The organism is Tunturiibacter empetritectus (assembly GCF_013410875.1).
GTDB lineage: Bacteria > Acidobacteriota > Terriglobia > Terriglobales > Acidobacteriaceae > Edaphobacter > Edaphobacter empetritectus.
The window spans coordinates 86,325-112,411 of sequence record NZ_JACCCU010000002.1 but is presented as its reverse complement, the minus strand read 5'-3'; the positions used below and the strand labels follow the sequence as shown (position 1 = coordinate 112,411).

Below are 26,087 nucleotides of genomic sequence, written 5' to 3'. Positions count from 1 at the left end.
AAATTGTGATGATTGGGGTTACAAATGACAGAAGCGAAGAAGAGAGCTGGGTTTGCAACGCGAGCGATTCACGACGGGCAGGCTCCTGATGAGGTGACGGGCGCGGTGAATGTGCCGATCTATTTGACCTCGACGTATCAGCAGGAGGAGATCGGTAAGAACAAGGGGCATGAGTATGCTCGGCTGACGAACCCGACGCGGGATGCGTTGGAGGAGAGCCTGTGCTCGCTCGAAGGCGGTACGAGCGCTCATGTGTTCGGCAGTGGGATGGCGGCGATTACTGCGCTGTGCACGATGATGAAGTCTGGCGACCACGTAGTCTGCTCGGACAATGTGTACGGTGGGACAGGGAGGTTGTTCGACAAGGTGCTGACGAACTATGGGCTGACGTTTACTTATGTCGACACGAGCGTGGCCGAAAATGTTGCCGCTGCGATTACTCCGGCGACGAAGCTGGTGCATATCGAGACGCCGACGAATCCGATGATGTCATTGACGGATATTGGTGCGGTGGCGAGGATCTGCCATGCGAAGGGCGTGGAGTTGAGTGTGGACAATACGTTTCTGTCGCCCTATCTGCAGCAGCCGATCGCATTGGGCGCCGACATTGTGATGCACTCGACGACGAAGTTTTTGAATGGCCACTCGGATGGGCTGGGGGGCGTGTTGATCTGCACCAAGCCGGAGCATGCGGAGACATTTCGGTTTGTGCAAAAGTGCACGGGCGGGATACTGTCGCCGTTTGAGAGCTATCTGCTGCTGCGCGGGGTAAAGACGCTGGCGGTGCGGATGAAGCAACATGATGCAAATGGCCGCGTGGTTGCTGATTTTTTGAAGGGGCATGCCAAGGTGCAGCAGGTGTTTTATCCCGGGTTGGTGGAGCATCCGCAGCATGAACTGGCGAAGCGGCAACAGCATGGGTTCGGGTCTATGATCTCGATGGAACTGGGGTCTCTGGAGAAGGCGAATAGGTTTGCGAAGGCGCTGCGGCTTGGTTTACTGGCAGAGTCGCTTGGAGGAGTGGAGACGCTGATCTGTCATCCGGCGACGATGACGCATGCTGCGGTGGGGGCTGAGGGGCGGGCGAGGCTGGGCATTACGGATGGATTGATGCGGGTGTCGGTGGGGATCGAGGATGTGGAGGATATTGTCGCGGATCTGGGGCAGGCGCTGGATAAGATCTGAAAGACTGTGTCCTGCCGGACGGGCCCACTGCGCGTGGGGCGGTCACTTCGTGACGCGTATACTGCTTCGCGTGGCGCTCCCGTTGGTCGCGAAAGAAGATGATTACGACCAACGGGAGGGCCCATGTCGCTTAGTCTGCCTGGACCGGTATACAAGTCACGAAGTGACCGCCCCACGCGCAGTGGGCCCGTCCGGCAGGACATTCATGCGCAAGCCAGAGTATGCATGAATGTGATAGATGTATTAGCGTAGGTTATAACGCGTTGGAGGGTTCATGTTTGGGTTGACCGATGAGCAGAAGCAGTTGCAGAGTGCAGTTCGCGCCTTTGCTGAGGGAGAAGTTGCGCCGCATGTCTCGGAGTGGGACGAGAAGAGCGAGTTTCCGCACGAGGTGGTGAAGAAGCTTGGAGAGATGGGTTTGTTAGGCGTGATCTTTCCTGAGTCGCTGGGTGGAGCAGGCATGGGCTACGTGGAGTATGTGCTGGCGATTGAGGAGCTCTCGCGGGTGGACGGGAGTGTCGGAATTATCGTCGCGGCGCATAATTCGTTGTGCACGAATCACATCATGCTGGGTGGAAACGAGGAGCAGAGGAAGCGGTGGATTCCGAAGCTGGCGAGCGGGCAGTGGCTTGGTGCATGGGGTTTGACGGAGCCGGGATCGGGTTCGGATGCGGGTGGGGCGCGCACTACGGCGGTGAAGCAGGGCGACAAGTGGGTGTTGAATGGGAGTAAGACGTTCATCACCAATGGAACCTATGCAAACTGCGCTGTGGTGCTGGCGGTAACGGATAAGGAGAAGGGAACGCGTGGCGGAATCTCGGCGTTTGTGGTGGAGCGGGGTACGAAGGGATTTCGGTCGGGGCGCAAGGAGAACAAGCTGGGGCTGCGTGCGAGCGATACGGCAGAGTTGATCTTTGAGGACTGCGAGGTTCCAGCGGAGAACCTGGTTGGGAAAGAGGGCGACGGTTTCAAAGATGCGATGCGCGTGCTGGATGGCGGCAGAATCTCGATTGCGGCGCTGAGCCTGGGAATGGCACGTGGTGCGCTCGATGCGGCAATGAAGTATGCGCAGGAGCGGCGACAGTTTGGGAAGGCGATCAGCGAGTTTCAGGCGATCCAGTTCAAGCTGGCCGATATGGCGACGGAGTTGGATGCGGCGTGGTTGTTGACGATGCGCGCGGCGCAGATGAAGGACGCAGGCAAAAAGGTGACGCTGGAGTCTGCGATGGCGAAGCTGTATGCGAGTGAGGCGGCTTGCAGGATCTGCGACGAGGGTGTGCAGATTCATGGAGGATATGGGTTCATCAAGGACTATCCGGCAGAGAAGTTTTATCGAGATGTGAGGCTGTGTCCCATTGGTGAGGGAACGAGCGAGATTCAGCGGATGGTGATTGCACGCGAGCTGCTTGGGAAGAGTCCCAGCCGTGGCTAGCGGTAGTTACTGCGGTTAGATCTGAAGTCTTAGCTTCCATCTTGTTAGAAGGTCAGCCAGTGCCAGGATCAATGCTGTAAAGATCAGACATCTCAGTACGCCTGCGAAGCCGTAGTTGGCGTGCTCGGTAAAGTATGTGAAGCCAGCCGCCGATGCGATGAAGAAATAAAGGTTAGGGAGCAGGTAGGTGAGAAGCGTGTTCTCGCCGGCAGGGCGCGTGAATGCAGCCCAGCGCACTGCGCGCCGGACATCGCAGACCCAGTAGAGCGGCGTGAATAGCAGGACGCTGCAACCGATGCTGTAGAGGCACCATGTTGGCGTGGCGCGGATCTTCGAGATGCCCAAGGGAGTCAAAAGCCATCCGCATAGGAGCGTGATGCTGCCGAAAGAGATGGCGGCGATCAATTTTTGTCGAAGTGTGGTCGGGTAGAGGCCGCGGCTATCCACAAAGATGCCCGAGGTGACGACGCCTGCCAATGCGATTGATGCCATGGCTCCGTTGCCGAATGGCCAGACGTAGAGGGGAATATGGCCCGGGAATGGAATCCACTTTGCGGTTGATGCAACGCAGAGAGCCGTCATAGCGATAAACCATACGAGAGATGCCCGGCGCCATCGACGCGTTGCGATGTACAGAATTGAGACGGCGAGGTAGGTGTATCCGAGCAATCCCAGGATCTCTGGATAAGAGGTGCTGATCCATGCGGCGTGTCCGTCGAGCGTCGTTCTGCGGAAGATAGCGAACATTACGATCATCAAAGCCAGACCGGAAAACCGCAGAGTGCGAAATAGCGTTTTGTGGTGGTCGGAGCGGCTGTATACGTTCCAATAAAGGATGGCACCGAGCAGCGCGAGGATGGTCCACAGCATTGGATCGATCCCCATCAGCGAACGGCTACCAAGCTCTGCGTTTGCAAGAATCAGGCCGAGGACGATCAAGGCGATGGTCCGCAGGATCACATGAAGCCAGAGAGCAGGCAGCGATGGGTTTTTACGGATGCGGTGTTCGAGGGCAATAGGGATTGTCGTCCCAAGGATGAATAGGAAAGCTGGGAACACCATATCGACGTAGGTCATGGCGTCGACCTTTGCGGGGGCGTGATAGTTCCACCAGGGAAGACCTTTGACTTCGGCCAACTCGTTGACAAAGATCATGAGAGTCATCGTGAGTCCGCGAAAGATGTCGATGGATGCGACGCGGCTGGCGCGGGCTGAACTAGTCACGCCCGTCACAGGCAGCTGTATTGTGGAGTTCATTTGGACTCCGTTGCCGTGGCGGGATGATGCTGAAGACCGGTATCGATCGAATCTAAGAGGGCGTTGGCAGAATCGCCGGAGTACTCCCAGAACATGATGCCGGCTAGTTTGTGGTCAACCACATACTCACATTTCTTCTTTAGCGATTCAGGGTCTTCATAGGATATGAAGGTCCGGATTGTATAGAGTGGGGGCAGAAGCTTGCGCATCCCAGTATCGAATGTAGCCGCTGCTCTGCAAGCTGGTTAGAGAACTGTACGGGCGATAGGTGTCGGGCGCTTCCTTGCCCGGCTGAAAGAGTCCGTGATTTTGATCGGGAACCTGAGTCCAGCTCTTTCCATAGAAGGGCACGCCAAGCACTAGTTTTTTCGCGGGTACGCCGGCACTCTCATACTCGTGAATTGTACGGTCGGCGGAGATTTTTTTTGGATCGACTGGATTGGTGAAGAGCGGTGCATGGTGTCCGGTGGTCTTATCCCAACTCGGAACGTAGTAGTCGTAGGACATCAGGTTGACGGTGTCCACGTACTTTTGCACCTTAGACATTTTGGTATATTCGAGGAACTCTGTGGACGCCCCGGTTGCGATAGATGTTACGAGGTGACGATGAAGTTTCTTCTCTTCGTGATTGAATCGTGCCCGTAGCTCTTTGAGCAGAAGGGTGTAGTTTTGCTTGTCCTCGGGGCGAAACCGATGATTGTCACCGGTCATTCCGGGATACTCCCAGTCGACATCGAGGCCATCCAGTTTGTATTTTTCTATGAATTGGACGGTGCTTTCAATGAAGATCTTTCTGCGTTGCCTCGTGAGAGCCATATCGGAGAAGTTGCCCGACCATGTCCATCCGCCAACAGAAACCAATACGGTAAGAGACGGGTTGGCGTGCTTGAGAGCATTGAGCGCAGCAAAGTTTTCCGCGTCGTGCGGGAAGCCTTCGACGATTTTTCCATTCTGGAGATCGGCGAAGGCGTAGTTGATCCGCGTCAATTTTTCTGCCGATACTTCTCCCGGCGCGATGGTTCTGTCTTTTGGAAAAATATATGCGATGATCTCCTGCTTTTGTGTGGGAGAAGCTGCAGCGTGAGAAGTGACAGAAGCGCACATAAACAGCGCGAGGATAAATAATCCGTGCGAGAGAGTATGACTCATTCGGAGTTTCGAAAAACTGTAGTGGCCCTTCATGAATTTATCCCAGACTACTGACCAGTTATGAGCTGAACTGACGACGATGTACATATTTTGCAATGAGTATTTGTCTGATTAGACAGCCAAATAAAAGGGGCGGCGAAGTTCTTTCGCTGCCCCTTTTATGAAATCGCCACCTCGAGACCTTAGAAGACGAACTTCAGAGCGAGTTGGATATTACGTGGTTCGTTGACTGTGTTGGAGATCTGTCCAATCGAGTTCCCCAGAACAGTGGCGGTGTTGCTCGGCGGAGAGAGGCTCACCATGTTGAAGGCATTCAGGAAGTCGCTGCGGAACTCGAGGTGGCTTCCTTCAGTGATTGCAAAGTCTTTCGAGAGAGACAGGTCAACCTGTTGGTAACTCGGTGCGCGTTCCGTTCCAACGGCTGCGTTGCCGAAGCTGAACGCGCTCTCTGCACTGTAGGCACAGATCCCGTTGTCTGTGTCGTTTGGACAGGTGATGGCCGAAGGATCCGTTCCAAACCAATTATGCGAAGTTCTTCCAACTACCTTTAGAGGGCGAAGGTGATTGGCACGAGAGGCCCGAGCATTGACCTGAGTGGAGTATTCGGAGTCCGAGTTGATGGTGATGGGGAAGCCGGTATGGAAGCTCATAATAGTGCTGAACTTCCAGCCTCCGATGGCTTCGTCTACAAAGCGGTTGATGCTACTTGCAAACTGGCGTCCACGACCGAAGGGCAACTCGTAGTAGCCGGAGACGGAGATGTTGTGACGGGAATCGAAGAACTCCGGACCATAGTCGGCGCGTCCGTTGTATGCATCCTGCCAGTAGGCACTCTGTGAATCGCCAGCGCCGCCGCTAGCACCGTAGTAACCGAGGTTATTGCTCAATCCCTTGCTATAGGTCCAGTTGGCGAGGAACTCGAGGCCGTGGCTAAGGCGACGTCGTCCGGTTACCTGTAATGAGTTGTAATTCATGACAGCTTCGGACTCTGTGTAGCTGATATTTGTAATCTGGCTGAGTGCCGGGTTGAGCAGTGACAACGTCGTGATTGGTAAAGCGCAGGAAAAGCAGGCGCGCTGGTTGCCTTCCCGCGGGTCTACCAGATGGTTACCATTTTGCCCGAGATAAGCAACAGTGAGCGAGGTGAAGTTATCCAGTTGATACTCCGAGGTGAGGTTGAACTGCTGGATGAGAGCTGGCTTCAGATTTGGTTGCCATGCGCGAACGTTGCCGGCATAAACAGAGGGATTAGCTGGCCGATAGAATCCCTGGGTGATTGACAGTGGACCTCCGTTGGCGCAGGGAAGACCGACTGTGCATGACGCATCGACGAAGAAAGGCGGATTGAGAGTCAAGCGAAGATTTGCTCCTGTTCCTTCGAGGAAGTTCGTGATGCCGTATCCACCGCGAAGAACAAATTTCTCGTGGAGCGCCTCTGGCGACCAGGCGAAGCCGAGCCTTGGCATGAACCCTGCCCAATAAGCGTTGTAGAGAGCGCGAGGCGCACCATTGACGCCAGCATTTGTGATTGCGCCAGTCGTGAGGCTAATGTTTGCCTGCTTGTTGTTGACTTCGGTGTAGGGCTGATCGTACTCCCAGCGGAGACCAAGGTTGATGGTCAGGTTGGAGCTGAGTTTGTAGTCATCCTGCACAAAGGCGGCATCGCGATACTGACGCTGACCCCAGCGGCCGGTTAGAGCGCCCTGGCCCTCGTTCGTAACGCTGTCATGCAGAAAGTCGTCGACCGACTTGTTGAAGTTGAAGAAACCCAACGTGCCGTCGTTGCCGGAGTAGTATCGGTTCTCCTGATAGCGCAGGACCTGCACACCGAACTTTATCGTTTGCTTGCCATGCTGCCAGGTGAGGTTGTCGCCGTAGGTGTACGCATTCACGATGCTGTCACTGTCAATTCCGCCGTACGCTCCGTTTCCGTCCTGGGTTGATGGTGCACCGATGTCATCGACAAAGCCGGAGTTTGGCCCGTCTCCGATCACAAGGGTGCTGAACCCGGGGACGAGCTGGGTTCCTGGGATGCCGAGCTTTGCGTTGCCGGTGACGCCCCAATTTCCAGAGACATCGGTAGGCGTCTGGATATAACGTGTCCGGCCGTAACCCGCACGCGCTTCATTGACGATGCTGGTAGAGAAGACATGCGTCCAGTTCACGATGAAGCCGGTATATGGATCGTTGCTATTGGTGGGGATGTCCGTAGGTAGAGCGACTTTGGAGAAGCCGTCGTGTTCCCGTCCGATGGAGAAGCGGCCAGAGAGCGTGTCGCGATTGGTTGCGCGCCAGTCGATCTTCGCGTCGCCCTGATCGTTGACTGTGGCCTGGCCCGATGAACCGACGTAGTTTACGGACGTGTTTGTTACAGCATTGGGCTCTGGATAAACCTCTGGGTGAGCGAAGAGATAAATTGCTGCGGGATTAGTAATGCCGGGCAACGTGCGGTCCGCCGCAGAGACGACGGTTCGGTTTTCGACGGTGGAGAAATGCTGGCGAGCTCCCTGGTAGTCCACAAAAAAGAAGAGCTTGTCTTTGAAGATGGGACCGCCGAGAGTGCCACCGAACATGGCACGGTTGAATGGAGCGCGTGGCGCACCGGTTAGTTTTGCAGCCCATGTATTCGCATTCAGATTCTGGTTCTCGCCGAAGAAGAAGGCGTTGCCGTGAAACTGATTCGTTCCGCTTTTGGTGACCATGACCACCTGGCCGCCGTTTGCGTTGCCGTACTCTGCGGTTGAATTTCCAGTGATGATTCGGACTTCGCCGAGCGCGTCGACGTTGGGGCTGTAGCCGATGTAGTTGTCGATTGCTTCGTTGATGTCGGCACCGTCGAGGGTGTAGTTGTTGCCTTGCTCACGATTACCATTGACGAAGAATCCGCCATTGTACTGGCCTCGTCCGACGTTATCGAGAGCCTGCGGATTGGGAGATATTGCTCCAGCTACCAGCAGAGTAAGCGAAGAGAAGTTGCGGCTCTGCAGAGGCAACTCTGTCGCTGCTGCCGCTGTGATGGTGTCGCCGGTGGTTGCGTTCTCGGTGTTTAGGATGGGGGCGGTGTCTGTGACGATGACGTTGCTGTTTGTTCCCCCGACTTTTAACGCTACGTTGACCCTGGCTTCCTGATCGACCTCAAGCGAAAAGGCAGTCGTGCTTTGAGGAGAGAAGCTGGTGGATTCAACGGTGACCTTGTACTGACCGATCTGCAAAAAATGGAGCGAGTAGATGCCGCTCGGATTGGTCACGGTCGGAGTGGCCACGCCTGTCAGGACGTTAGTAGCGGTTACCTTAGCGCCCGCTACGACGGCTCCGGTTGGATCGGTCACGGTACCAGTAATGGAACCGGTAATGGTCTGTGCGAACGCTGGTAGACAGGTCATGATGACCAGCGCTAACGCTGAAAGACAACGGAAGCCGAGTTTGAGTCCTTTGTGCATTGCGTTCCTCCAAAGTAATTTCCGAGTGAGTTGCTGTGCCTAAGCGAGGTTTCGCGGTCGGCTTGTTCTGGCCCATCATGCTTGTCGCTAAATACCGTATGTATTGCATTGGGGCAGGACTTAAGGGGTACAGATTGCGTAACCGGTCGACGCTTTGGAATGAAATGGCTGCGTTCGTCAGTCTTTTGATCGCTTGTGAAAGCTGCCACTTGCATTTGCTGAGAAAGCAGGAGTCTTGTTTTGATCTGTGAACCAAGAAAACGAAATTTGTTCAAAAATTGAAATGTCCGGATGACAGATCGTATAGACAACTGTACTGAAGTGCAAGAGAAATTTTAAAGGAGGCCTGGGATCGTCGAAATGGAGCTTTGTCGTATGGCATGTTTGCCTTGTGTTTCAAAGATTTCCGGGAAGATTCCCAATCCAAATGCCTAAAAACGCCCTTTACTGAATCTCGTATTTCGCACAACAGCTAGGTAAATGTCAGATTCTTCTGGCCTGGCACTGCGTTTTTGCTGGTTTAGAGATGAGTCGATGAGTATAGTCGTCCAGACAGGTGGAGCAAGAGAAATCTAAAGCCCTACATCGCAGTTCGCCGTCCGTTTGAAGTTTCGTCCGCAGCTTTCAAGGAGCAGGAAGATTAGACATTCATGGAGATTGCTTTTATCTGGTTGTTTCGCCGGAGTGTTCCCTCTGACGGCGATGGCACAGCTAAACGTTGTGGTTGACCAGGTTGGCTATGAGACTCGGGCGCCTAAAAGCGCAATCGTAGTCGCGACCGGGCGGGATCATCCGGAGAAATTTTCGCTGGTCGATACGGTCAGCGGCAAGATCGTGTCGACTGGGAGCCTGGCTCCCAAGGGCCAGGTAGATTCGTGGGGGGACCGCGTCTTCTGGACTGCAGACTTTTCCTCGTGGCGGGTTGTTGGCCACTACGCGATTGAGATTCAGTCGGCCGCGGGTGAAGTACGATCCTGTCCGTTCGATATTGATGACGATCTTCTCGAACGCAATACGCTGTCTAATATCGTCTTCTACTTCAAAGGACAACGTGCGAGCGGCTTGATGGATCGGGCCGATCGTCATCTTCCTCTGCCTGCTGGCCAGCCAGGCTTTGTCGATGTTCATGGCGGCTGGTACGACGCGACCGGGGACTATGGAATCCACCTCTCTCATCAAAATCCTACCTCCTACTTCAATCCGCAGCAGGTGCCGCTGGTTGCCTGGAGTCTGTTGAAGAGCTATCGGGTTCTCGAAGAACGGCATGACGATAACTTCAGCGAGTACTTGCGGCGAATGCTTGATGAGGGACTCTTTGGAGCGGATTTTCTGGTGCGAATGAAGCGGCCGGACGGTTCTTTCTTCGAGAGCATCAACGCTCCGGGAAAAGATAAGTTGCCGCAGGATCGTGTCATCGGCAACCCGAACTGGCGAACGCAGATCAAGAAGAGTGCGTCAGACTCGACCGAGCGCATACAGACTGCTGAGGGACCACACGCTTACGAAGCGAGCTTTCGCGCGGGAGGAGGCATGGCCATTGCCGCTTTGGCGCTTGCCAGCACCATGCCCTTCGATGGGGATCTGCCTCGAGCCGAATACCTTCGTGCGGCAGAGGAGGCGTTTCAATTTCTCGATGCGCACAATCGCGAGTTGCTGAATGATGGAAAGGAGAACATCCTGGACGACTACTGTGCGTTGCTGGCGGCTACTGAGTTGTATCGCGCAACTCGGAAAGACGTCTATCGACTGACGGCGGATCATCGAGCATTGCACCTGATGGAGCGACTTGCGACAGCTGAGGGGCGTCGTGATTTCTGGCGAGCTGATGATGGCTCGCGACCATACTTTCATCCCTCCGATGCGGGTCTGCCGGTGATTAGCCTGCTCGAATACGCGCAGGTTGCAGCGCCGGCTACACAGCGGCGTGTGCGCGATGCAGTGGAACGATCGCTGCGTTTCGAGCTAGCTGTAACTGCCGAAGTGAACAATCCTTTTGGATACGCCAGACAGTTGGTGCGGATGGGAGACGGTCGAGTCCGCACTGCGTTCTTCTTTCCACATGACACGGAGGCAGCGCCGTGGTGGCAGGGCGAAGATGCACGGTTGGCTTCGCTGGCAGCCGCTGCGCGCATGGCAGCTCCGTTCTTTGCTGACGACCCAGCCTTCCAGTCACAACTCCAGGAGTATGCCTGGAACCAGTTGCACTGGATTCTCGGGCGAAATCCGTTTGACGCCAGCATGCTGATGGGAAGCGGTCATGGGAACGCACCGTATATGTTCTTCCATTCCTACAAGTACACAAGCGCTCCGGGTTCGATCCTCAACGGTATTACTGCGGCTGCCGGCGATGAAGATGGCATCGCCTTCAACGAGGGATATGCGGTGACGGGCAAGGATGAAGACTGGCGTTGGACCGAGCAGTGGCTTCCCCATGCTGCGTGGTACTTATATGCCGTCAGCCTTCCACACTCTTGATCTAGAGGGACCGTGTTTGCCGTAGATGCCTATCCCTTCATCGTAAGGCTAAGGAGTTTCAGGAACGTTAGACTTCGTGGCTTAACATCAGCGCGAAGGCTTGAAGCTCCTCGAAACGCGCGATCGTATTATGAGAATATTCGCCATAGCGCGGGTCATTCAGCATCGCTGGAGCTACGAGAGTAGTTGCTGGGACTGTCACGGGAACCGTCTTTTTCACAACACCTTCGGCTATCCCATCAATATACTCCGCTAGCCTTCGGCGCATCTCGATGAGGTCAGGTTCAGTGAGAAAGTCTTTGTCCTTCTCGCTGTAGAGAACTGCGAACTGATTCCAGAAGAATGTTCCAGCCGTCAGGGAAGTTCTGAGAATCATCAGGCTCGAGCGGACATGGCGCTCCCGGTCTACACCGAATTCGTAATCTACAGAATCGTTCATGGATCGAAGCGCTACGACTGACTTTCCGACCTGATCCCGCAAGGCATCCGCTTGTTGAAGCAGATCTTTACGGTCGGGACCAGGTTCTTCGAGGAGACGGAGGAAACTCGCAACGCTTTTGAGAACGCCTGCGAGGCTCTGACGCATGACTGTGACAGTGCGCACTGGCCAGATCTGGTCGAAGACAAACCACATGACCAGAAGTGCGAGGAGTACGCCGATAAGGTGGTCCCGTGCGGGCGCGAGTTCGGTAGGAGCACTAAAATCTTCAAACGCCACAAGGTAAAACGAGAACGCGATCTGCAAGCCTACGTAATTGAATCTTGGAGCCGCGGCTGTCCAGGCTGAGATAAAGGCAACCGATCCGATGAGTATGACCAGCGACGTGATCGAATCCATATGTGGAAAGAGAAGAGAAATCGCTCCAAGGCCAAGGATAAGACCGCCAACAATCGAACCCAAGACACGGAAGAAAAGTTTTTGTTTTATCGCACCGCTGCTACTCAGGCCGGTGACGACAACGGTAATCACTGCAGTTGAAATTCCCGGCCAGTTCACGGCGTTATAGAGGACATAACAGAGGGTCGCGCAGAGGCTAATCTTCAGTCCAAATGCGAGTGTGTCGTTTCTGCCGACCGCATCTGGAATGAAAAAAGGCGCCTTTCTTACGGGCATCGCAACCAACTCTTTGTTGCCCATTTCGGCGGCGTCGGAAGGCATTGTCAGAAGGGCATGAAGGGCAGCTTCGACTCGATCCAGCAATGTCACAGAGTTCTCGGGCATGAATCGCAAACGCTTTTCGATCGTTGGAACGAAAACCGGGATCAATTCACGACACTGTTCCGCGATAATTCCACAACGCCGTCTTAGCTCCGGACTATCTTTCCCAGTATTCTGCAGGCCAAAAGCAGCGGAAACATTCATGATCTGGGCCAGCATCGTGACGCGCAAGCGCGTGCCCGGAGGCAGGGTTCCGGTATCGAGATCTCGTTCCGCAATTTTGTTGTATAGCTCAAGCATTCCGGTTGAGCCAGCTATCGCGAGGCGAGAGACGGGAATCGCTGCGGCGTATCGTTGCTCTGGGGTCCCCCCTTGAGCGTAAGCGGTGAACATCTTTTCCAGCGCCTGGTATCGGATCTTGCGCTGCGCTTCTAATTTCTTCGCGGGGTCGCGATCCCCGAAGAGGTACTCCACCAGAACGGAAACGCCGATCGCGACTGCAAGCGTCGCAATCAGCCAGAGCGAGCCTTTGACTAACCTGTCCGCAGGCGCATGCTTCTCCCAATTCCCAATCACAGTACAGAAGATCAGGCCCCACGTTGATCCGAGAACCGGGAAGTTGGTAGAGGCCACGAGCACGCCTGCAATGAAGGTAACGACTGCGACGCTCAGTACGCGGGCCATCGGATCGTTGTCACTGAGAATGACAACCGCAAGCTCAACTGCAATTGCGGCTACAACGGTGAGCAACGAGATCAGACCGGTTCGAAAAGAAATTGCAGGGCTGTCGCGCCCGATGAGGAAGATAAAATACATGCCGATGTAGATCGACGGCATCTGCCAGACAAGCATGAGGATCAGGGCGATTATGGTCGCAAGTACGATACGAAGAGAGCTGTTGAGCCGCCCAGGCGTGGGTTGTAGATCCTCCCAGAGCTTTCGCCCCAGAGACGAGATCGTCCCGAAGAAAGATGTCTCCACCATCTGCTATCTCACGACCGTTACTGCGGTAGCGCCTATGCGAAATAAATCGGGATCAGGATCTTGAACTCGAACGCGAACAGGAAACCGCGTGGAGAGATGGACCCAGTTCAAGGTGCGTTCGATGTTGGGTAGTCCGCCAGTGACGCTTCCATCTTCTGGAAAGACGCCAAATCCTATGCTCTCGACAACTCCATTGAACTTTCGGTCAGGGTGTCCCATCAGATATACATCCACATGCGCTCCGATGCCGATATTCTTCACCTTCGACTCACGATAGTTCGCGACAACCCACCAGGTGCGGGTGTCAATCAGCGTGAACAGGGGGGCGCCGGGACGCGCGTACTCTCCCACGGAGATATTCATGTTGGTGACATAGGCATTGAAGGGAGCGACTACGCGGCACCGCTCAAGATCGAGTCTCGCGCTGTCCACCTTCGCAGCCTTCCCGGGCCTCTCGGACATCAGCGTGTCCACTGTATCGATCGTATGGATCGCCTGTCCTAACTTCGCCTGCGACTCGATTGCCGCAGAATCCGCCTCTTGTTGACGCAGGACCGATTGGGCGAGTTGAGCCTGCGACTGATCGAGTGCGGCCTGTGCTTCGTCATAGTTTCCTTGCGCTACACATACCGTGGTATTGGCCTGATCGATCTGCTCCACCGTCACGTATTGTTTTTTTAGCAGCGGTTCAATGCGATGCAGGTTATTTGTTGCCAGCTTGAGTTGCGCCTCCGCAGCGGCTACTGAAGCTTGAGCTCGAGAGACGGTGGCCTTCGCGACATCGATGCTGCTGCCTGCAGTTTTGACACCGGTTCTTGAGCTGTGTACACCCGCGAGAGCGGCGTCGGCGGCGCTACTTTGTGCCGCGATCTTTCGTTTCGCGTCGATAATCTGCTGCTCCAGCGCCTCCTGATCGGACAACGCCTGCTGCAAGGCATACTCATAGGGACGAGAATCGATAAAAAACAGCAGGTCGCCTTTCTTCACGAACGCATTGTCTTTTACTGGCAGTTCAACCAGCCTGCCGCTTACTTCCGGAGCAATCTGAATGTAGTTCGCCCTCACGCTCGCGTCATCCGTACGAGGGTGTCGATCCGTTTGCAGGACAACAATCAACAGGGCGACAATTGCAGAGGCAACAACGCCTACAGCGATCCTGCGGCCTATTCGTTTACGGTCGAGAGCTTCGGTTGCCTGATCCATTGGTTCTCCTTACCGAAAAAAAATCAGCCAGAGCAGGCTTGTAAACAGTACGACAACGCTGGGATAGAAGAGGGCTACGGGGCCGACCTCAGACTCCAGATGCCATCGCGCTAGGAGGTACCGCACGACGAAAGCGAGGACCACGGCAATCGACAGGCAGAGCATCCATACCGGGAAAAAAGAGCCAATAATATCAATAGACGGCGCATGGTTGCACCCGGCGCAGAGTAGACACATAGCGAATAGAAAAACTGGGCGCTTGCTTTTAATGGTCATCACTTTTGGCCATCCTGTACATGTAAATTCGTTGCGGCTGGCTTGGTTCGCAGCAGGTTTCCGGTTACAAATTCGAGATCAACTGCTTCCAGAAGCAGCTGCGATCGTGCCGAGACACCGGAGAGTCGAGCCTGCGCCAACTGTCTTTCGGCAGTGACCACATCGATCAAATTTTTTACTCCATATTGATACGCTTCGAGCGAAGCGGAATAAGAGGTGTTTGCGGAGTCGAGCAGGGCGAGCGCTGCCTGCTCCTTTCTCAGCGCAGTACGAAAGGCGATAAAGGCTGTCCAAACCTGGCGTGTCGCCTGATCGTGTTTTGCGGTCATTACGTCCTGTGCCTCGCGTTTCTTTGATTCGGCAATGGCCACGCCGCTTTTGCGAGCACCGCCATCGAAGATCTTCCACTCCACTCCCAACTCGGCGGACCAGGTAGTTACGTTGGCATAGCCAAGCTGACCATTATCCGCTGTCGGCCACACTGCGGTCTGCGCGGCCGATCCCGATAGAACAATCTTTGGACGATACTCCGCTTTGGCGGCCCTCACCTGATCGTCAGCCGCGCGAATCTCAGCCGCTTGCGCCATCAGGTCCGGGCGATCCGACAAGGCTCGCTCGATGAGTTCATCGATGGAGAGCGTAAGCGATTCGGGGAGCGACGCATCTTTCTGCGCATCGATGGTGATGTCTGGTGAGGGTTCGACGCCTATCGCCTCGGTGAGCGTTACGCGCGAGATCTTTTCATCGCCGTCGGCAGACTCCATATCAAACACAGCCTGTGAGGTCTCAGCGCGTGCGTTGAGCACGTCCGGCAACGTAGAACGCCCATTTGCCAACTGATCTTCGGCCGCATCCTGGGTGGTCTGCGCGGTCTTCAGCGTCTCCTGCGTAGCCTGCAGCCGTTCCTGAGCCGTGAGCAGCTTGTAGTATTCGCTGGCAACCTGAAAAGCAACCTCCTGATTTGCCTGAATGAAGTTGGCGCCGGCGGCTAGTTTTTCGGCTCTTGCGCCATCGACCTTGGCCCCTCGTTGGCCGAAGTCGAAGAGTAGATATTGCAACGTAATCTCGGGCTGCACCAGGGGGATCTCAACCGTCGAATATCCACGGGGTAGTAGCGACTCAGGAAATGGGGAGATCGTTCGCTGGTCTGCGAATACTGCGAGGCCGGCAAGCACAGGGTAGTAGGCGCTCTTCTCGAGGCCAAGCTGTTCGGCCTTCTGCTTAGCCTGCTCCCAGACGACTCGTGTCCGCGGGTTATTCCTTTCTGCAATATCGATCAACTCGGCAAGCGTGTAGACCTGTTTCGGGTCGAGCGTTGCAACTTTTCCCGACGGAACGGCGTGAGCGGCACACTCCGATGCAGCCTGAGGTGTTGACGCCGTTCCCGCACACTGCGTCAGCCCTCTTTGTGGCGTCCAGGTGCACACAAAGAAAAACAAAAACGCCAGCTTGAGGCCAAATTTAGAAAGAAGGCGCGTCGTGTCTTTCATCTTGAGAATGGCCAGTTTACCAGCTCGTTTCCGACAGAGAGATTGTAATTTCGATCAGGACAAGAGGATGAGACGGTGCGAGGCGGCGGCCAAGCGCAGGCTCATTCCACTTGTCATCCCAGCGACCGTCGCAGCACAGTTCTGGCGCGCAACAAGCGCGATTTTGTGGCGGCTACAGAGATTCCCGCGATTTCGGCGATCTCTTTGATGGACGTGTCGTGCACCTGTTGAATCTCCACGATGGTGCGGAGCGCTGGTCTCAGCCGATGGATGGCGCGCTTGAGATGGTGCTCTCTCTCCGATCGCGCGTAGTGTTCTTCGGTATTGACTCGTCGATCCGCCACCTCCCAATGCTGCCACGTCTCGCCCTCTGCTCCTCCGTCCATCGAGAGTTCGGGATGCGCGCGCTTTCGACGCAGGATCATCAACGCAGAGTTGATGGCAATTCGCGTAAGCCATGTAGAAAAGGTCGACCTGCCGTCAAAGTTCTTCAAATGGACATAGGCCTTGAGGAATGCATCTTGAAGCGCATCTTCCGCATCCTGTCGATTTCTGGTGATTCGATACATCGTGCTGAAGGTCTTCTTTGAGTGGCGGCTCCAAAGCTCGGAGAAGGCCAGATGCTCTCCGGTCTTCGCTGCGGCGACCAACATCTCATCATTCGAGGTCTCGAGGATAGCGTGCACGCTGATGGTGCCTGTAGAGAAGTATGAATCCATTGGAAAGGCCTTTCTGAGAAATTGTGGGTTGGATTTCGTCAGGTTTGATCCTTAAGATCAAACTCCGTATCAATCAGAAGACTGGCTAGTGCACTGGATCAGATATTTTGGCTTCTTACCATTTCGATGAATGGCTGCTGAAGATCTTCCCTAAGCTAAAACGGAAACCAAAGGTTCGATAGCCTAAATCGTGCCTCTGTAGGGGCACTCTTTCGAGGGGGGAGGAACACCTCAATGGGGTGTCCACTCCTTCGTGTTACGTTGGAGAACGAGTTTAGTTGCCGCTCGGGGTCTTGTCGGAGGACGAAACCACCAGTCGTCTGCCAAACATGCGCGCGTCCAGGGAATACGCGCCCGGTCCTAATAGTCCTAGAGATGCGGCAACCAGGATGGATGAGGTGAGTGCCAGGAAGGCAGGGCTTTTCATATCGAGCAACGTCGCTGCCTCAATCAGGCAACATACGATGGAGGACACAGGAGTGAACAGCCCAAGACAGATGGCGACGCCGAGCAAACCCACGCCTGTGGACGTCCAAAGGTGAGCGGCTGGATTTCCCTGGGGCATGACTTGTGTGAAGAGCGTGATGGCTACAGAGACACGAAGAAGAATCAAAGCAACACCCGCCGCTCCCGTCGGGAACATCGAAAAGAGTCTCTGCACAGCCGTGAGATTAGCTGGACTGCGGAAGGCCGGCAAACCCGAAGAGAGGGTAGGAACAGTAATACTTTTGGGGGGTGCCCTGCCTTCGTTCGCCTGGTCTCCTCGCAGGGGTCGAGAATTAACGGCACGTATTCGGAAGTTTGATGTGATTCCAACTCATCAGCGGCGATAGAATGAGTGGCATTCCCCTCCACCGGATCAAGTCGGTCGATGCCGGGAGTTCTGCCCCTCCGCTTTCTTGCGGAAGATCCGATCGGAGCAGAAGGATCGCAATGAGTGAGATACGTACCATCAGAGTCCTCACGGTCGACGACCATCCCCTTCTCCGCACCGGGATCGCGGGCGCTATAAATGCGCAGGCCGATATGTCCGTCGTGGCCGAAGCGGCAGATGGTGAAGAGGCGGTTGCATCGTTTCGACTGCATCGCCCGGACGTAACCCTGATGGATATACGGATGCCCAAGACAAATGGCATCGACGCCATCTCAACCATTCGTAAGGATTTTCCCAACGCCCGCATCGTCGTTCTGACCACCTACGGAGGCGACATTCAGGCGCTTCGTGCGTTCAAGGCCGGAGCCGTCGGTTATCTGCTGAAGAGCATGCTGCGAACCGAACTGATTGACACGATACGGCTGGCTCATGCCGGAATGAGACGAATTCCACCGGAGATAGCCCAGGAACTGGCAGAGCACGCCGGCGACGAGATCCTCACGACGCGGGAGATCGAAGTGCTGCGTGATGTGGCCAAGGGAAGTTCCAACAAGATAATCGCAGTACGGCTCGCCATCTCCGAGCATACGGTCAAGGGGCACCTCAAAAACATTCTTGCCAAACTTGATGCCAGTGATCGGACGCACGCAGTAATGATCGCTCTCAAGCGCGGCTTTCTCGACATCTGATCTCGCTTCGGAAGCCGGCGCGATACAGTAGGAGAAGGTGTTTGATCGCTAAGTCCAGAGTTTTTCTAATTAATATGGCAGTGGGTACGCGATGGCTCGACAGCTCAGATGCTAGCCAGCGTTCCGCATCTTTCTCGTGAACCAAGTGTCTTTCTATCACATTCGATTCGCCTTATCCCGAAGGCCCGCTACCGGAACCGGGTCGGTTCCAGTCAAAAAATTGACACGGGAATAGCAACCAAACGGTAGACTTTAGGTTAGATATGACAAGTGTGTCATGTGGTTCCAGAGATGTGATGCAAGGCTGATTCAAGCGTCGCTCAGATCGCGTGTATCGGATGATCTCTAAAATCGAAGAATCAACGCTTGATCCTATGGGGGATAACGAGTTTACGCGATGAGTTCAATCAGTCTCAAGCACCCAGCCACCATGCTGTTCTGCTTCGGCGCCTGTCTCCTGGCAGGTTGCAGCGCAAAGCCTTCGGATCCAAAGAGCGAAGCTCCCCCGACTGCCGTCGTACAACCCGACGCCGACCCGAATCTGGTTCACGTCGATCATCCGGATCAGTTCCCTCTGGTTGCGGCGTCCGACTACGCTGCCACCTCCACCATCCAGGTGACCGGGTCGGTCAATCCCGACATCTCCCGCACGATTCCGGTTATCTCAATCGCCTCCGGCCGGGTCGTCGAGGTGCACGCCCGCATCGGCGACTACGTTAAAAAAGGCCAGCTCCTGATGGATGTGCAGAGCACCGACGTCTCAGGCGCTTTCGGCTCTTATCTGAAGGCCGTGAACGACGAACGCCTTGCGAAGGTTCAGCTCGACCGGGCGAAGATCCTCAACGACAAAGGAGCCATTCCCAACAGCCAGGTTGAGATTGCCCAGAACGCCGACGACGACGCGAAGGCCGCCCTCTCCGCCTCGGAAGAGCAGCTTCGTGTCCTCGGCGTTGACAAGAACCACCCCGCTGCAACGGTCAAGGTATACGCTCCCGCCTCGGGCTTTATCATCGCCCAGAATGTCACCAACGCCGCCGCCGCCGGAGTCACCTACGCCGGCTCGTCCAATGCCTTCACCATCGCCGACCTTTCGCACGTATGGATCATCTGCGACGTCTACGAGAACGATCTCTCCACCGTGCATCTCGGCCAGAAAGCAGACATCCGCCTCACTGCATATCCTGACCGCGTCCTCACCGGCGTAGTCAGCGACATCGGAGCCGTTCTCGATCCGCAGATCCGCACCGCGAAGATTCGCATCCAGGTAGAGAATCCCAGCACGTTAATGCGCGTCGGCATGTTTGCCACCGCCACCATCCACGGCAAGACCGCGCAGACTCACGTGCAGGTCCCTGCAACAGCAGTGCTCCATCTGCATGATCGCGACTGGGTCTACACTCCCGCCGGGGATGGTAAATTCCGCCGGGTGCAGGTACGTGGCGGCGCATCGCTGCCAGGCAATATGCAGGAGATCGTCTCCGGCCTTAACGCGGGCCAGCAGGTCGTCTCGAATGCGCTCACGCTGCAGAATACGGTGGACCAGTAGATGATTCGCGGCCTGATCGACTTTGCACTGAACAATCGCTGGCTGGTTCTAGGGGCGTCCCTTATGCTGTTTGCCTGGGGCGCGATCTCTTTTCACAATCTTCCCGTCGAGGCTTATCCCGACGTCGCCAACAACTACGTTCAAGTCATTACGCAGTGGCCAGGCCGCGCAGCAGAAGAGGTCGAACAGCAGGTCACCACGCCTATTGAGATTCAGATGGCCGGCATTCCGCACATGGCCCATCTCCGCTCCACCTCGCTGGCTGGCCTCTCCAGCGTCACCATGGTCTTCGACGACGACTCCGTCAACAAGGACAATCGCGACCAGGTCTTCCAACGCCTGGGACAAGTCATTCTTCCCGCCGGCCTGCAGCCCCAGATGGGTTCTGACTGGAGTCCTGTCGGCCAGATCTACTGGTACACCCTGCGCTCCTCAAATCCGGCCTACGACAGCATGGAACTGAAATCCCTTCAGGATTGGAAGCTCGAGAAGGAGTTCAAGTCTGTCCCCGGCGTCGTCGACGTCTCTAGTTTCGGCGGCGCAACTCGGGAGTACCAGATACGCATCGACCCCGATAAACTCATCGCCTACGGCCTCTCCATCAGCCAGGTCGAGCAACAACTTGCCAATAACAATCAAAACGCAGGCGGCAGCTTCATCGAGCAGGGCCAGCAGCAGGTCAACGTCCGCGAGGTCGGACTCTTCACCAACGTTCACGATATTGAAGAGACTGTTATCAAAACTCAGGCTGGCGCTGCCATCCGCGTAAAAGATATAGCCACTGTCGCCCAGGGACCCAAGATCCGTCTCGGCCAGATTGGCAAGACCTGTCGCTTCGGCACCACGCCACCTGCCGAATCGGGAGCGTCCTTCAGCGCCACGGACCCCTGCGTCGACCGTGTCGATAAACCCGGTACGAAACAATCCATCCATCACGAAGACGGAAAGCTCATCGATAATGACGATGTCGTAGAAGGTATCGTTCTGCTTCAGAAGGGGGTCGACTCAGACGGCGTCCTCGAAGGCATCCACAAAAAAGTAGACGAGCTCAACAATCGTGTCCTCCCACCCGGCGTTAAGATCGTTCCCTTTCTCGATCGCAGCGAACTCCTCCACTACACCACTCACACCGTCCTCCACAATCTGACGGAAGGCATCATCCTCGTCGTCGTCGTGCTGTTTCTCTTCCTCGGCAACGCACGCGGCGCCATCATTGTCGCACTCACCATTCCGTTCGCTCTGCTGTTTGCCGCAATCTGTCTTAATCTGCTTCACATTCCCGCGAATCTCCTCTCTCTCGGGGCGTTGGACTTTGGCATGGTGGTCGACGGTTCGGTGGTCATGGTAGAGAACATCGTTCGCCATCTCAGCCATCAGCGCAAAGACACTCTCACCCCATCGGAGCAGATTCGCGAGGCTTCGCACGAGGTGCAGCGGCCAGTCTTCTTCGCACGCGGAATGATCATCGCCGCATACCTGCCGATCTTCACGCTGCAGGCAGTGGAAGGCCGTCTCTTCAAACCAATGGCGTGGATGGTCAGCTTCGCTCTGCTCGGCGCGCTCATCTTCTCTCTCCTGCTCGCCCCGGTCCTCTCCAGCCTGCTATTCCCGAAGGGAGCCAGTGAATGGGAGAACCCGGTGATGACTTGGCTTACGGTTCGCTATCGTCAGGCCGTCACATGGGCCATCGAGCGCCGCACAGTGACTCTTTCGCTCACTGGCCTCGCCATGGCAGTGGCCCTCTTCCTTGGATTCAGCGGAGCGATCGGCTCCGAGTTTCTTCCCCACCTTGACGAAGGATCCATATGGGTTCGCGGTACTCTGGCTCCTTCCGTTGGTCCAACCGAAAGTCTCCGCGTCATGAACGAGTCCCGGCTGCGACTCTCAGCATTTCCCGAAGTCTATAAAGTAGTTAGCCAGACAGGCCGGCCGGATGATGGAACAGATACCACTGGATTTTTCAACACGGAATACTTCGTCGATCTCAAGCCCAAAGCTAACTGGCGCCCGGTGTTCCAGGAAAATAAAGAAGAGCTTATCGCTGCGATGGAACGCGAATTGGATAAAACCCCCGGGGTCCAATGGAGCTTCTCCCAGCCCATCTCCGACAACGTAGAAGAAGCTGTCAGCGGCGTCAAAGGTGAGCTAGCCATCAAGATCTACGGCGACGATCTCAAGACTCTTGAACAAAAGGGGAATGAGATCGTCTCCGTCATGGGTAAAGTGCGGGGCGTTCAGGATCTCGGTCTCTTCCGCGTCATCGGTCAGCCAAACCTCAACTACACCGTCAATCGCAAAGCAGCCGCCCGTTACGGAATCAACGTCGTTGATGTCCAGGATGCCATTCAAACCGCAGTCGGAGGCAACGCCGTCAGCCAGGTTCTCGATAAGGAAGCCCGATACGATGTTGTCGTCCGCTATCTGCCGAGCTATCGCGACACCGAAGACGCAATTAACAACATTCGTCTTCTCTCTCCCAGCGGCGAACGCGTCTCTCTCGCCCAGCTCACTACGGTCACAACAGAAGACGGCGCTGAAGAGATCTATCGCGAATCAGGTCAACGCTATGTTGCCATCAAGTACAGCGTCCGCAACAGAGATCTCGGTTCCACAGTCGAAGAGGCAATTCAGAAAGTCAATCAGCAGGTGAAACTCCCCCCCGGATATAAGACCGACTGGGCCGGAGAGTATGAGAGCCAGAAGCGCTCCTCACGCCGCCTTGCGCTCGTGCTGCCCATCACTATCATCGTCATCTATCTTTTGCTCTACACAATGTTCCACTCCGGGAAGTGGGCGACTCTGATCCTTATCAACGTCTCCCTGGCGCCCCTTGGTGGCCTGCTCGCGCTCTACCTCACCCACACCAACTTCTCTGTCTCCTCCGGGGTAGGCTTTCTCGCGCTCTTTGGCGTCTCGGTGCAGGTCGGCGTCATCATGCTGGAGTACATCAACCAAATGCGCGTCCGTGGCCACTCCATTGAAGAGTCTGCCGTTGAAGGAGCTGTGCTGCGCCTTCGCCCCATCATGATGACCATGCTTGTTGCTACTCTCGGACTGCTCCCTGCTGCGACCTCGCACGGCATTGGGTCCGACTCGCAGCGGCCCTTTGCCATTGTCATTGTCGGCGGACTCGTTGGAGCGCTTCTTATCAGCGTCTTCCTTCTGCCCACACTCTACGTCTGGATTGCAAGGCCCGACGATGTCCTCCCTACCCCCGAGACGGAGTTTGAGAACTAATGCAGTCTAACCGCGCAGGCCGATCTTCAACGACTCTCACCCAAGCCACGGAAGGAGGTTCCATGTTCGTAAAATCCATGATTGCGAAACAGATCGCAAAAACAGACACAAAATGCCGGAGCCTCCTCGCCGCCGCCTGCCTCCTGCTCCTGCCCTGCGCCGCCTTCGCTCAAACTCTACAACCCCCCTCCTCCCCCAGCGCCATAACCATGCAGCAGGCCGTCGATCTGGCACGCGCCAAAAATCCGACCCTGCTCGCCGCCCAGCAGAATCTGCTCTCGGTCAAAGCCCAGGAGATCCAGGCTGGTGTTAGAGCCAATCCCTACTTCACGCTCTATGGAACAAACGTTACCCTGCCCGCCGAGGGAGCCTCCAATCCCTACTCCTACAGCGGACAAGTCTCTCGCCTCTTCGAGCGCGGACAAAAACGCCGCTGGCGTCTCGATGTCGCCCGCTCCACTACCGTCCAGACCGACGCCCAGCTCCAGCTCACCATCCAGCAGACTGTTCTCGCAGTCCACCAGGCTTTCACCAACTTCGTCATCGCTAAGGCCGCCAAAAAACTTGCAGACGACAACCTCGCCGACTACAGGCATGAACTGCAGATCAGCCACGACCGTTACGCTGCCGGCGACATCGCTAAGCTTGACTTCGAGCGTCTCGACCTGCAGCTCGCCCAGTTTGAAACCGACGAATCGAATGCCATTACCGCAGCCCAGCAGGCCTCCGACCAGCTTCAGGTCCTCCTCGGCACTGACAAGCCGCGTACCGACTTCGACGTGATCGGCGACGTCGTTCCCCCACCCCTTGCCTTCACCATGGAAGAGCTCGAACAGAAGGCCCTGGCTGCCCGCCCCGACCTCAAAGCCGCCACCGCCGCCGTCGCCGTCGCCGATGCCAGCGTCAAGCTCGCCTACGCCAACGGCACCACCGACCCCACCCTCGAAGGGGAGTACGACCGCTCCGGCACCTACAACTCTGCGGGCTTTTCCATCAATATCCCGATCCGCCTCTTCGACCGCAACCAGGGCAACAAAGAGACCGCCAAATTTACCGCTCAGGCCAGCCGATTTTCGGTCACCGCCGCCCACAACCAGGTCATCTCCGACGTCGACCAGGCCTACTCCGGATACTTCAACGCCAAGGTCCTCTCCGACCGCTACAACGGCCACTATCTCGACGAAGCGAAGGACGTTCTCGACATCGCCCAGTTCAGCTACCAGCACGGCGGCCTTGCCCTGATCGACTATCTGGACGCCCTGCGCGAATCGCGCTCCGTCACCGCGGACGCTCTCAACGCCTACTCCCAGACGTGGATGGCGATTCACCAGCTAAGCTTCGCCACCGCCACCGAAATGATTCCCTAGCCGATCCCAGGCCTCTTAGCGGAAGGTAAAGTCACTTAGGGCGACGCATAGTCGCTGACTCGAGGGCAATTTCAGAGTCTCACGCCTAATTCCGTCGTCGAGTCCCGATTCGGGAATTGGGTAAAAATAAAGTGCAAAGCTCTGGCGTATTTTTAGACGGCCAAAAAGTGGCGGCAAGCCACCACGTTCAGCCACGCAAAACACCACACTCACACCACAATTTCACCACGATTTTTCACCACGAATCTGCGAAAACCCCTGCAAAACAGGGGTAACACCACAGCAGAATTAATCTGCCGCGAGACTAAATTTCGCGCGTCTGGTCGTATTCGAAGAGTGTGATGGTGGAGGCGGTGGGAGTCGAACCCACGTCCGAAAAAACTTCCAACAGAGAGCTTTCATGCTTTTTCCGTATCATTTTTGTCTCGTCATCGGCGCTTAGAACGGACGAAGATGCGACGACGACCAGTCTGATTGATCTCGTCCGACCCGCTCAGACGGAGCAGGGAAGACCAGCCTACTGTGCGACGATCGGTACAGGCCCGTAGGCGAAGCTTGAGCGATCGGCTACTTATTTAATTAAGCAGCAAGAGCGAACTGAGGTTCGGCACTTATAGTTTTGTGAGCGATTACGGGTGTCCACACCCCGGCATGCCTCTCTGCCACAAGCAATCCCGTCGAAGCCGTGACGCCCCCATCCGGAGCTGGCACCAACATTGCATTGGGCGCTACAAAGAACTGCTTCGATTATAACTCGCTTCACGCGAAGGTCAGGATTCCCGCGCCAATCGTGATCAGAAACATCAGAAGAGCAACCGATCTTCAGCGGTGTCAGATGCTTGCCGAGGCTTGTGCCAAGAGCAAGGCGACTACATGGTTGCGTTGACGAGGTCGACATCCTGCCACTCGCCACGCTCGATGCCGGCGCGAATCTTTGCCGGGGTCTGGCCTTTTTTCGTCTGCTGATAGGCGTAGATAGCTTCTTTCATGCAGGTGGAACAGGCTGCCCCGTGGGTGCCTTCGAAGCAACTGTGGAGGCTGTTGTGACGCATCACTTTGTCGCAGTGGCAGTAGCAGGGTTGCTGATGCAGGACTGCGGGGATGGCGGCAGCCATCTTGTAGGCAGTGACCTGATAGGGATGTGTGAAGTAGGGTCCTGTCAGTTGATCTCCGCTAAGCACGGGCGGAAGGGGCTTTGCCGGTGCGGATGCGTTGTAAGCCGGGACTTCTTCCGATGGGTTTGACCATTGGGCTGAGGCGGCCATGGTGGCCAGACCTAATGCGATGCATCCGAGGATCCGCTTCATATCGACATTTTAGATCAACCGCTCGTGTTCCATGCACCGTTGCAAATGTCAGTTGTCGGAATCTTCTCTCTGCTCTCTCTCTTTTCGAAGCAGATTCGGTAAGAAGCAGATTTGTTGAATTAACTGAAGGTCTGCTACCCCCCTCCCCCCCAAGGGGGTATTTTGGGAGTAAATGGTTTATTTTCTTTGGTTTGCAGACGCTGTGTGCCTGTAAGCCATTCTATCTAAATGGGTTGCTCCTAAAATATTGCATTGAGATGGTTTAGGTCGCCTGATGCCCGTCCACCTTCACCCTGAC

At 55.7% G+C, this 26,087-nt stretch carries 16 protein-coding genes, 1 other RNA gene and 1 pseudogene; 7 read left to right on the top strand and 11 right to left on the bottom strand.

All coding sequences use genetic code 11. The features are described 5' to 3' along the window. Window positions 1-24 precede the first annotated feature (24 nt). Together HDF08_RS12590 and HDF08_RS12585 are read left to right on the top strand one after the other, a co-directional pair. Window positions 25-1,185: a trans-sulfuration enzyme family protein gene (locus HDF08_RS12590; RefSeq protein WP_179639042.1), complete on the top strand. Its 1,161-nt coding sequence runs from the start codon at window positions 25-27 to the stop codon at window positions 1,183-1,185. Between the two features lie 274 nt (window positions 1,186-1,459). After that, entirely contained in the window at window positions 1,460-2,617 is a 1,158-nt protein-coding gene (locus HDF08_RS12585; RefSeq protein WP_179639041.1) for an acyl-CoA dehydrogenase, read from the top strand. A gap of 15 nt (window positions 2,618-2,632) precedes the next feature. On the opposite strand, the gene HDF08_RS12580 is transcribed toward HDF08_RS12585, so the two are convergent. From HDF08_RS12580 to HDF08_RS12570, 3 genes and pseudogenes are all read right to left on the bottom strand, one after another. Continuing rightward, window positions 2,633-3,874, bottom strand: a complete 1,242-nt coding sequence (locus tag HDF08_RS12580) for a DUF5009 domain-containing protein (protein WP_179639040.1) — start codon at window positions 3,872-3,874, stop codon at window positions 2,633-2,635. After that, window positions 3,871-4,978 (bottom strand): annotated as a pseudogene (locus tag HDF08_RS12575) (glycoside hydrolase family 18 protein). The gene HDF08_RS12580 and the pseudogene HDF08_RS12575 overlap by 4 nt, the downstream one beginning before the upstream one ends. Window positions 4,979-5,205: 227 nt before the next feature. Next, window positions 5,206-8,463, bottom strand: a complete 3,258-nt coding sequence (locus tag HDF08_RS12570; RefSeq protein WP_179639039.1) for a TonB-dependent receptor — start codon at window positions 8,461-8,463, stop codon at window positions 5,206-5,208. 702 nt (window positions 8,464-9,165) lie between these two features. On the opposite strand from HDF08_RS12570, the gene HDF08_RS12565 reads away from it, so the two are divergent. Then, a complete protein-coding gene (locus HDF08_RS12565) occupies window positions 9,166-10,938 on the top strand; it encodes a glycoside hydrolase family 9 protein (RefSeq protein ID WP_179639038.1) in 1,773 nt (590 codons plus the stop codon). 67 nt (window positions 10,939-11,005) lie between these two features. Here the strand turns inward: HDF08_RS12565 and HDF08_RS12560 are convergent, their stop codons facing one another. The 6 genes from HDF08_RS12560 to HDF08_RS12535 all read right to left on the bottom strand — a co-directional run bounded on the left by HDF08_RS12560 (window position 11,006) and on the right by HDF08_RS12535 (window position 17,412). Next, window positions 11,006-13,081, bottom strand: a complete 2,076-nt coding sequence (locus HDF08_RS12560) for an FUSC family protein (protein WP_179639037.1) — start codon at window positions 13,079-13,081, stop codon at window positions 11,006-11,008. Between the two features lie 3 nt (window positions 13,082-13,084). After that, the gene (locus tag HDF08_RS12555; RefSeq protein ID WP_179639036.1) at window positions 13,085-14,284 is read right to left on the bottom strand and encodes an efflux RND transporter periplasmic adaptor subunit; all 1,200 of its coding nucleotides are present in this window, start codon (window positions 14,282-14,284) and stop codon (window positions 13,085-13,087) included. 9 nt (window positions 14,285-14,293) lie between these two features. Further along, complete coding sequence (locus HDF08_RS12550; RefSeq protein ID WP_257031210.1) at window positions 14,294-14,521, bottom strand: YtcA family lipoprotein; 228 nt, start codon at window positions 14,519-14,521, stop codon at window positions 14,294-14,296. Window positions 14,522-14,559: 38 nt separating this feature from the next. Continuing rightward, entirely contained in the window at window positions 14,560-16,050 is a 1,491-nt protein-coding gene (locus HDF08_RS12545) for a TolC family protein (RefSeq protein ID WP_179639034.1), read from the bottom strand. 113 nt (window positions 16,051-16,163) lie between these two features. Next, the gene (locus HDF08_RS12540; RefSeq protein ID WP_179639033.1) at window positions 16,164-16,769 is read right to left on the bottom strand and encodes an RNA polymerase sigma factor; all 606 of its coding nucleotides are present in this window, start codon (window positions 16,767-16,769) and stop codon (window positions 16,164-16,166) included. Window positions 16,770-17,043: 274 nt separating this feature from the next. Next, complete coding sequence (locus tag HDF08_RS12535) at window positions 17,044-17,412, bottom strand: hypothetical protein (protein WP_179639032.1); 369 nt, start codon at window positions 17,410-17,412, stop codon at window positions 17,044-17,046. Between the two features lie 290 nt (window positions 17,413-17,702). Between HDF08_RS12535 and HDF08_RS12530 the strand changes: the two genes are divergently transcribed. From HDF08_RS12530 to HDF08_RS12515, 4 genes are all read left to right on the top strand, one after another. Then, the gene (locus HDF08_RS12530; RefSeq protein ID WP_179639031.1) at window positions 17,703-18,332 is read left to right on the top strand and encodes a response regulator; all 630 of its coding nucleotides are present in this window, start codon (window positions 17,703-17,705) and stop codon (window positions 18,330-18,332) included. 397 nt (window positions 18,333-18,729) lie between these two features. Then, window positions 18,730-19,878 (top strand): efflux RND transporter periplasmic adaptor subunit, encoded by a 1,149-nt coding sequence (locus HDF08_RS12525; RefSeq protein ID WP_218884687.1) that lies wholly within the window; start codon window positions 18,730-18,732, stop codon window positions 19,876-19,878. Next, a complete protein-coding gene (locus HDF08_RS12520) occupies window positions 19,879-23,115 on the top strand; it encodes an efflux RND transporter permease subunit (protein ID WP_179639030.1) in 3,237 nt (1,078 codons plus the stop codon). A 62-nt stretch (window positions 23,116-23,177) separates the two neighbouring features. Further along, window positions 23,178-24,482, top strand: a complete 1,305-nt coding sequence (locus HDF08_RS12515) for a TolC family protein (RefSeq protein WP_179639029.1) — start codon at window positions 23,178-23,180, stop codon at window positions 24,480-24,482. A 342-nt stretch (window positions 24,483-24,824) separates the two neighbouring features. Here the strand turns inward: HDF08_RS12515 and ssrA are convergent. Both ssrA and HDF08_RS12505 read right to left on the bottom strand, forming a co-directional pair. Further along, window positions 24,825-25,178: a transfer-messenger RNA gene (ssrA, locus tag HDF08_RS12510) on the bottom strand. Between the two features lie 173 nt (window positions 25,179-25,351). After that, on the bottom strand, window positions 25,352-25,789 hold the full coding sequence (locus tag HDF08_RS12505) for a CYCXC family (seleno)protein (RefSeq protein ID WP_257031109.1): 438 nt from the start codon (window positions 25,787-25,789) through the stop codon (window positions 25,352-25,354). Between the last annotated feature and the right edge of the window lie 298 nt (window positions 25,790-26,087).

Bases quoted from the DNA above. Each gene is read 5' to 3' on its own strand.
- HDF08_RS12590 (WP_179639042.1), top strand. From the start codon at position 25: ATGACAGAAGCGAAGAAGAGAGCTGGGTTTGCAACGCGAGCGATTCAC.
- HDF08_RS12585 (WP_179639041.1), top strand. From the start codon at position 1,460: ATGTTTGGGTTGACCGATGAGCAGAAGCAGTTGCAGAGTGCAGTTCGC.
- HDF08_RS12580 (WP_179639040.1), bottom strand. From the start codon at position 3,874: ATGAACTCCACAATACAGCTGCCTGTGACGGGCGTGACTAGTTCAGCC.
- HDF08_RS12570 (WP_179639039.1), bottom strand. From the start codon at position 8,463: ATGCACAAAGGACTCAAACTCGGCTTCCGTTGTCTTTCAGCGTTAGCG.
- HDF08_RS12565 (WP_179639038.1), top strand. From the start codon at position 9,166: ATGGCACAGCTAAACGTTGTGGTTGACCAGGTTGGCTATGAGACTCGG.
- HDF08_RS12560 (WP_179639037.1), bottom strand. From the start codon at position 13,081: ATGGTGGAGACATCTTTCTTCGGGACGATCTCGTCTCTGGGGCGAAAG.
- HDF08_RS12555 (WP_179639036.1), bottom strand. From the start codon at position 14,284: ATGGATCAGGCAACCGAAGCTCTCGACCGTAAACGAATAGGCCGCAGG.
- HDF08_RS12550 (WP_257031210.1), bottom strand. From the start codon at position 14,521: ATGTGTCTACTCTGCGCCGGGTGCAACCATGCGCCGTCTATTGATATT.
- HDF08_RS12545 (WP_179639034.1), bottom strand. From the start codon at position 16,050: ATGAAAGACACGACGCGCCTTCTTTCTAAATTTGGCCTCAAGCTGGCG.
- HDF08_RS12540 (WP_179639033.1), bottom strand. From the start codon at position 16,769: ATGGATTCATACTTCTCTACAGGCACCATCAGCGTGCACGCTATCCTC.
- HDF08_RS12535 (WP_179639032.1), bottom strand. From the start codon at position 17,412: ATGTTCCCGACGGGAGCGGCGGGTGTTGCTTTGATTCTTCTTCGTGTC.
- HDF08_RS12530 (WP_179639031.1), top strand. From the start codon at position 17,703: ATGAGTGAGATACGTACCATCAGAGTCCTCACGGTCGACGACCATCCC.
- HDF08_RS12525 (WP_218884687.1), top strand. From the start codon at position 18,730: ATGAGTTCAATCAGTCTCAAGCACCCAGCCACCATGCTGTTCTGCTTC.
- HDF08_RS12520 (WP_179639030.1), top strand. From the start codon at position 19,879: ATGATTCGCGGCCTGATCGACTTTGCACTGAACAATCGCTGGCTGGTT.
- HDF08_RS12515 (WP_179639029.1), top strand. From the start codon at position 23,178: ATGTTCGTAAAATCCATGATTGCGAAACAGATCGCAAAAACAGACACA.
- HDF08_RS12505 (WP_257031109.1), bottom strand. From the start codon at position 25,789: ATGAAGCGGATCCTCGGATGCATCGCATTAGGTCTGGCCACCATGGCC.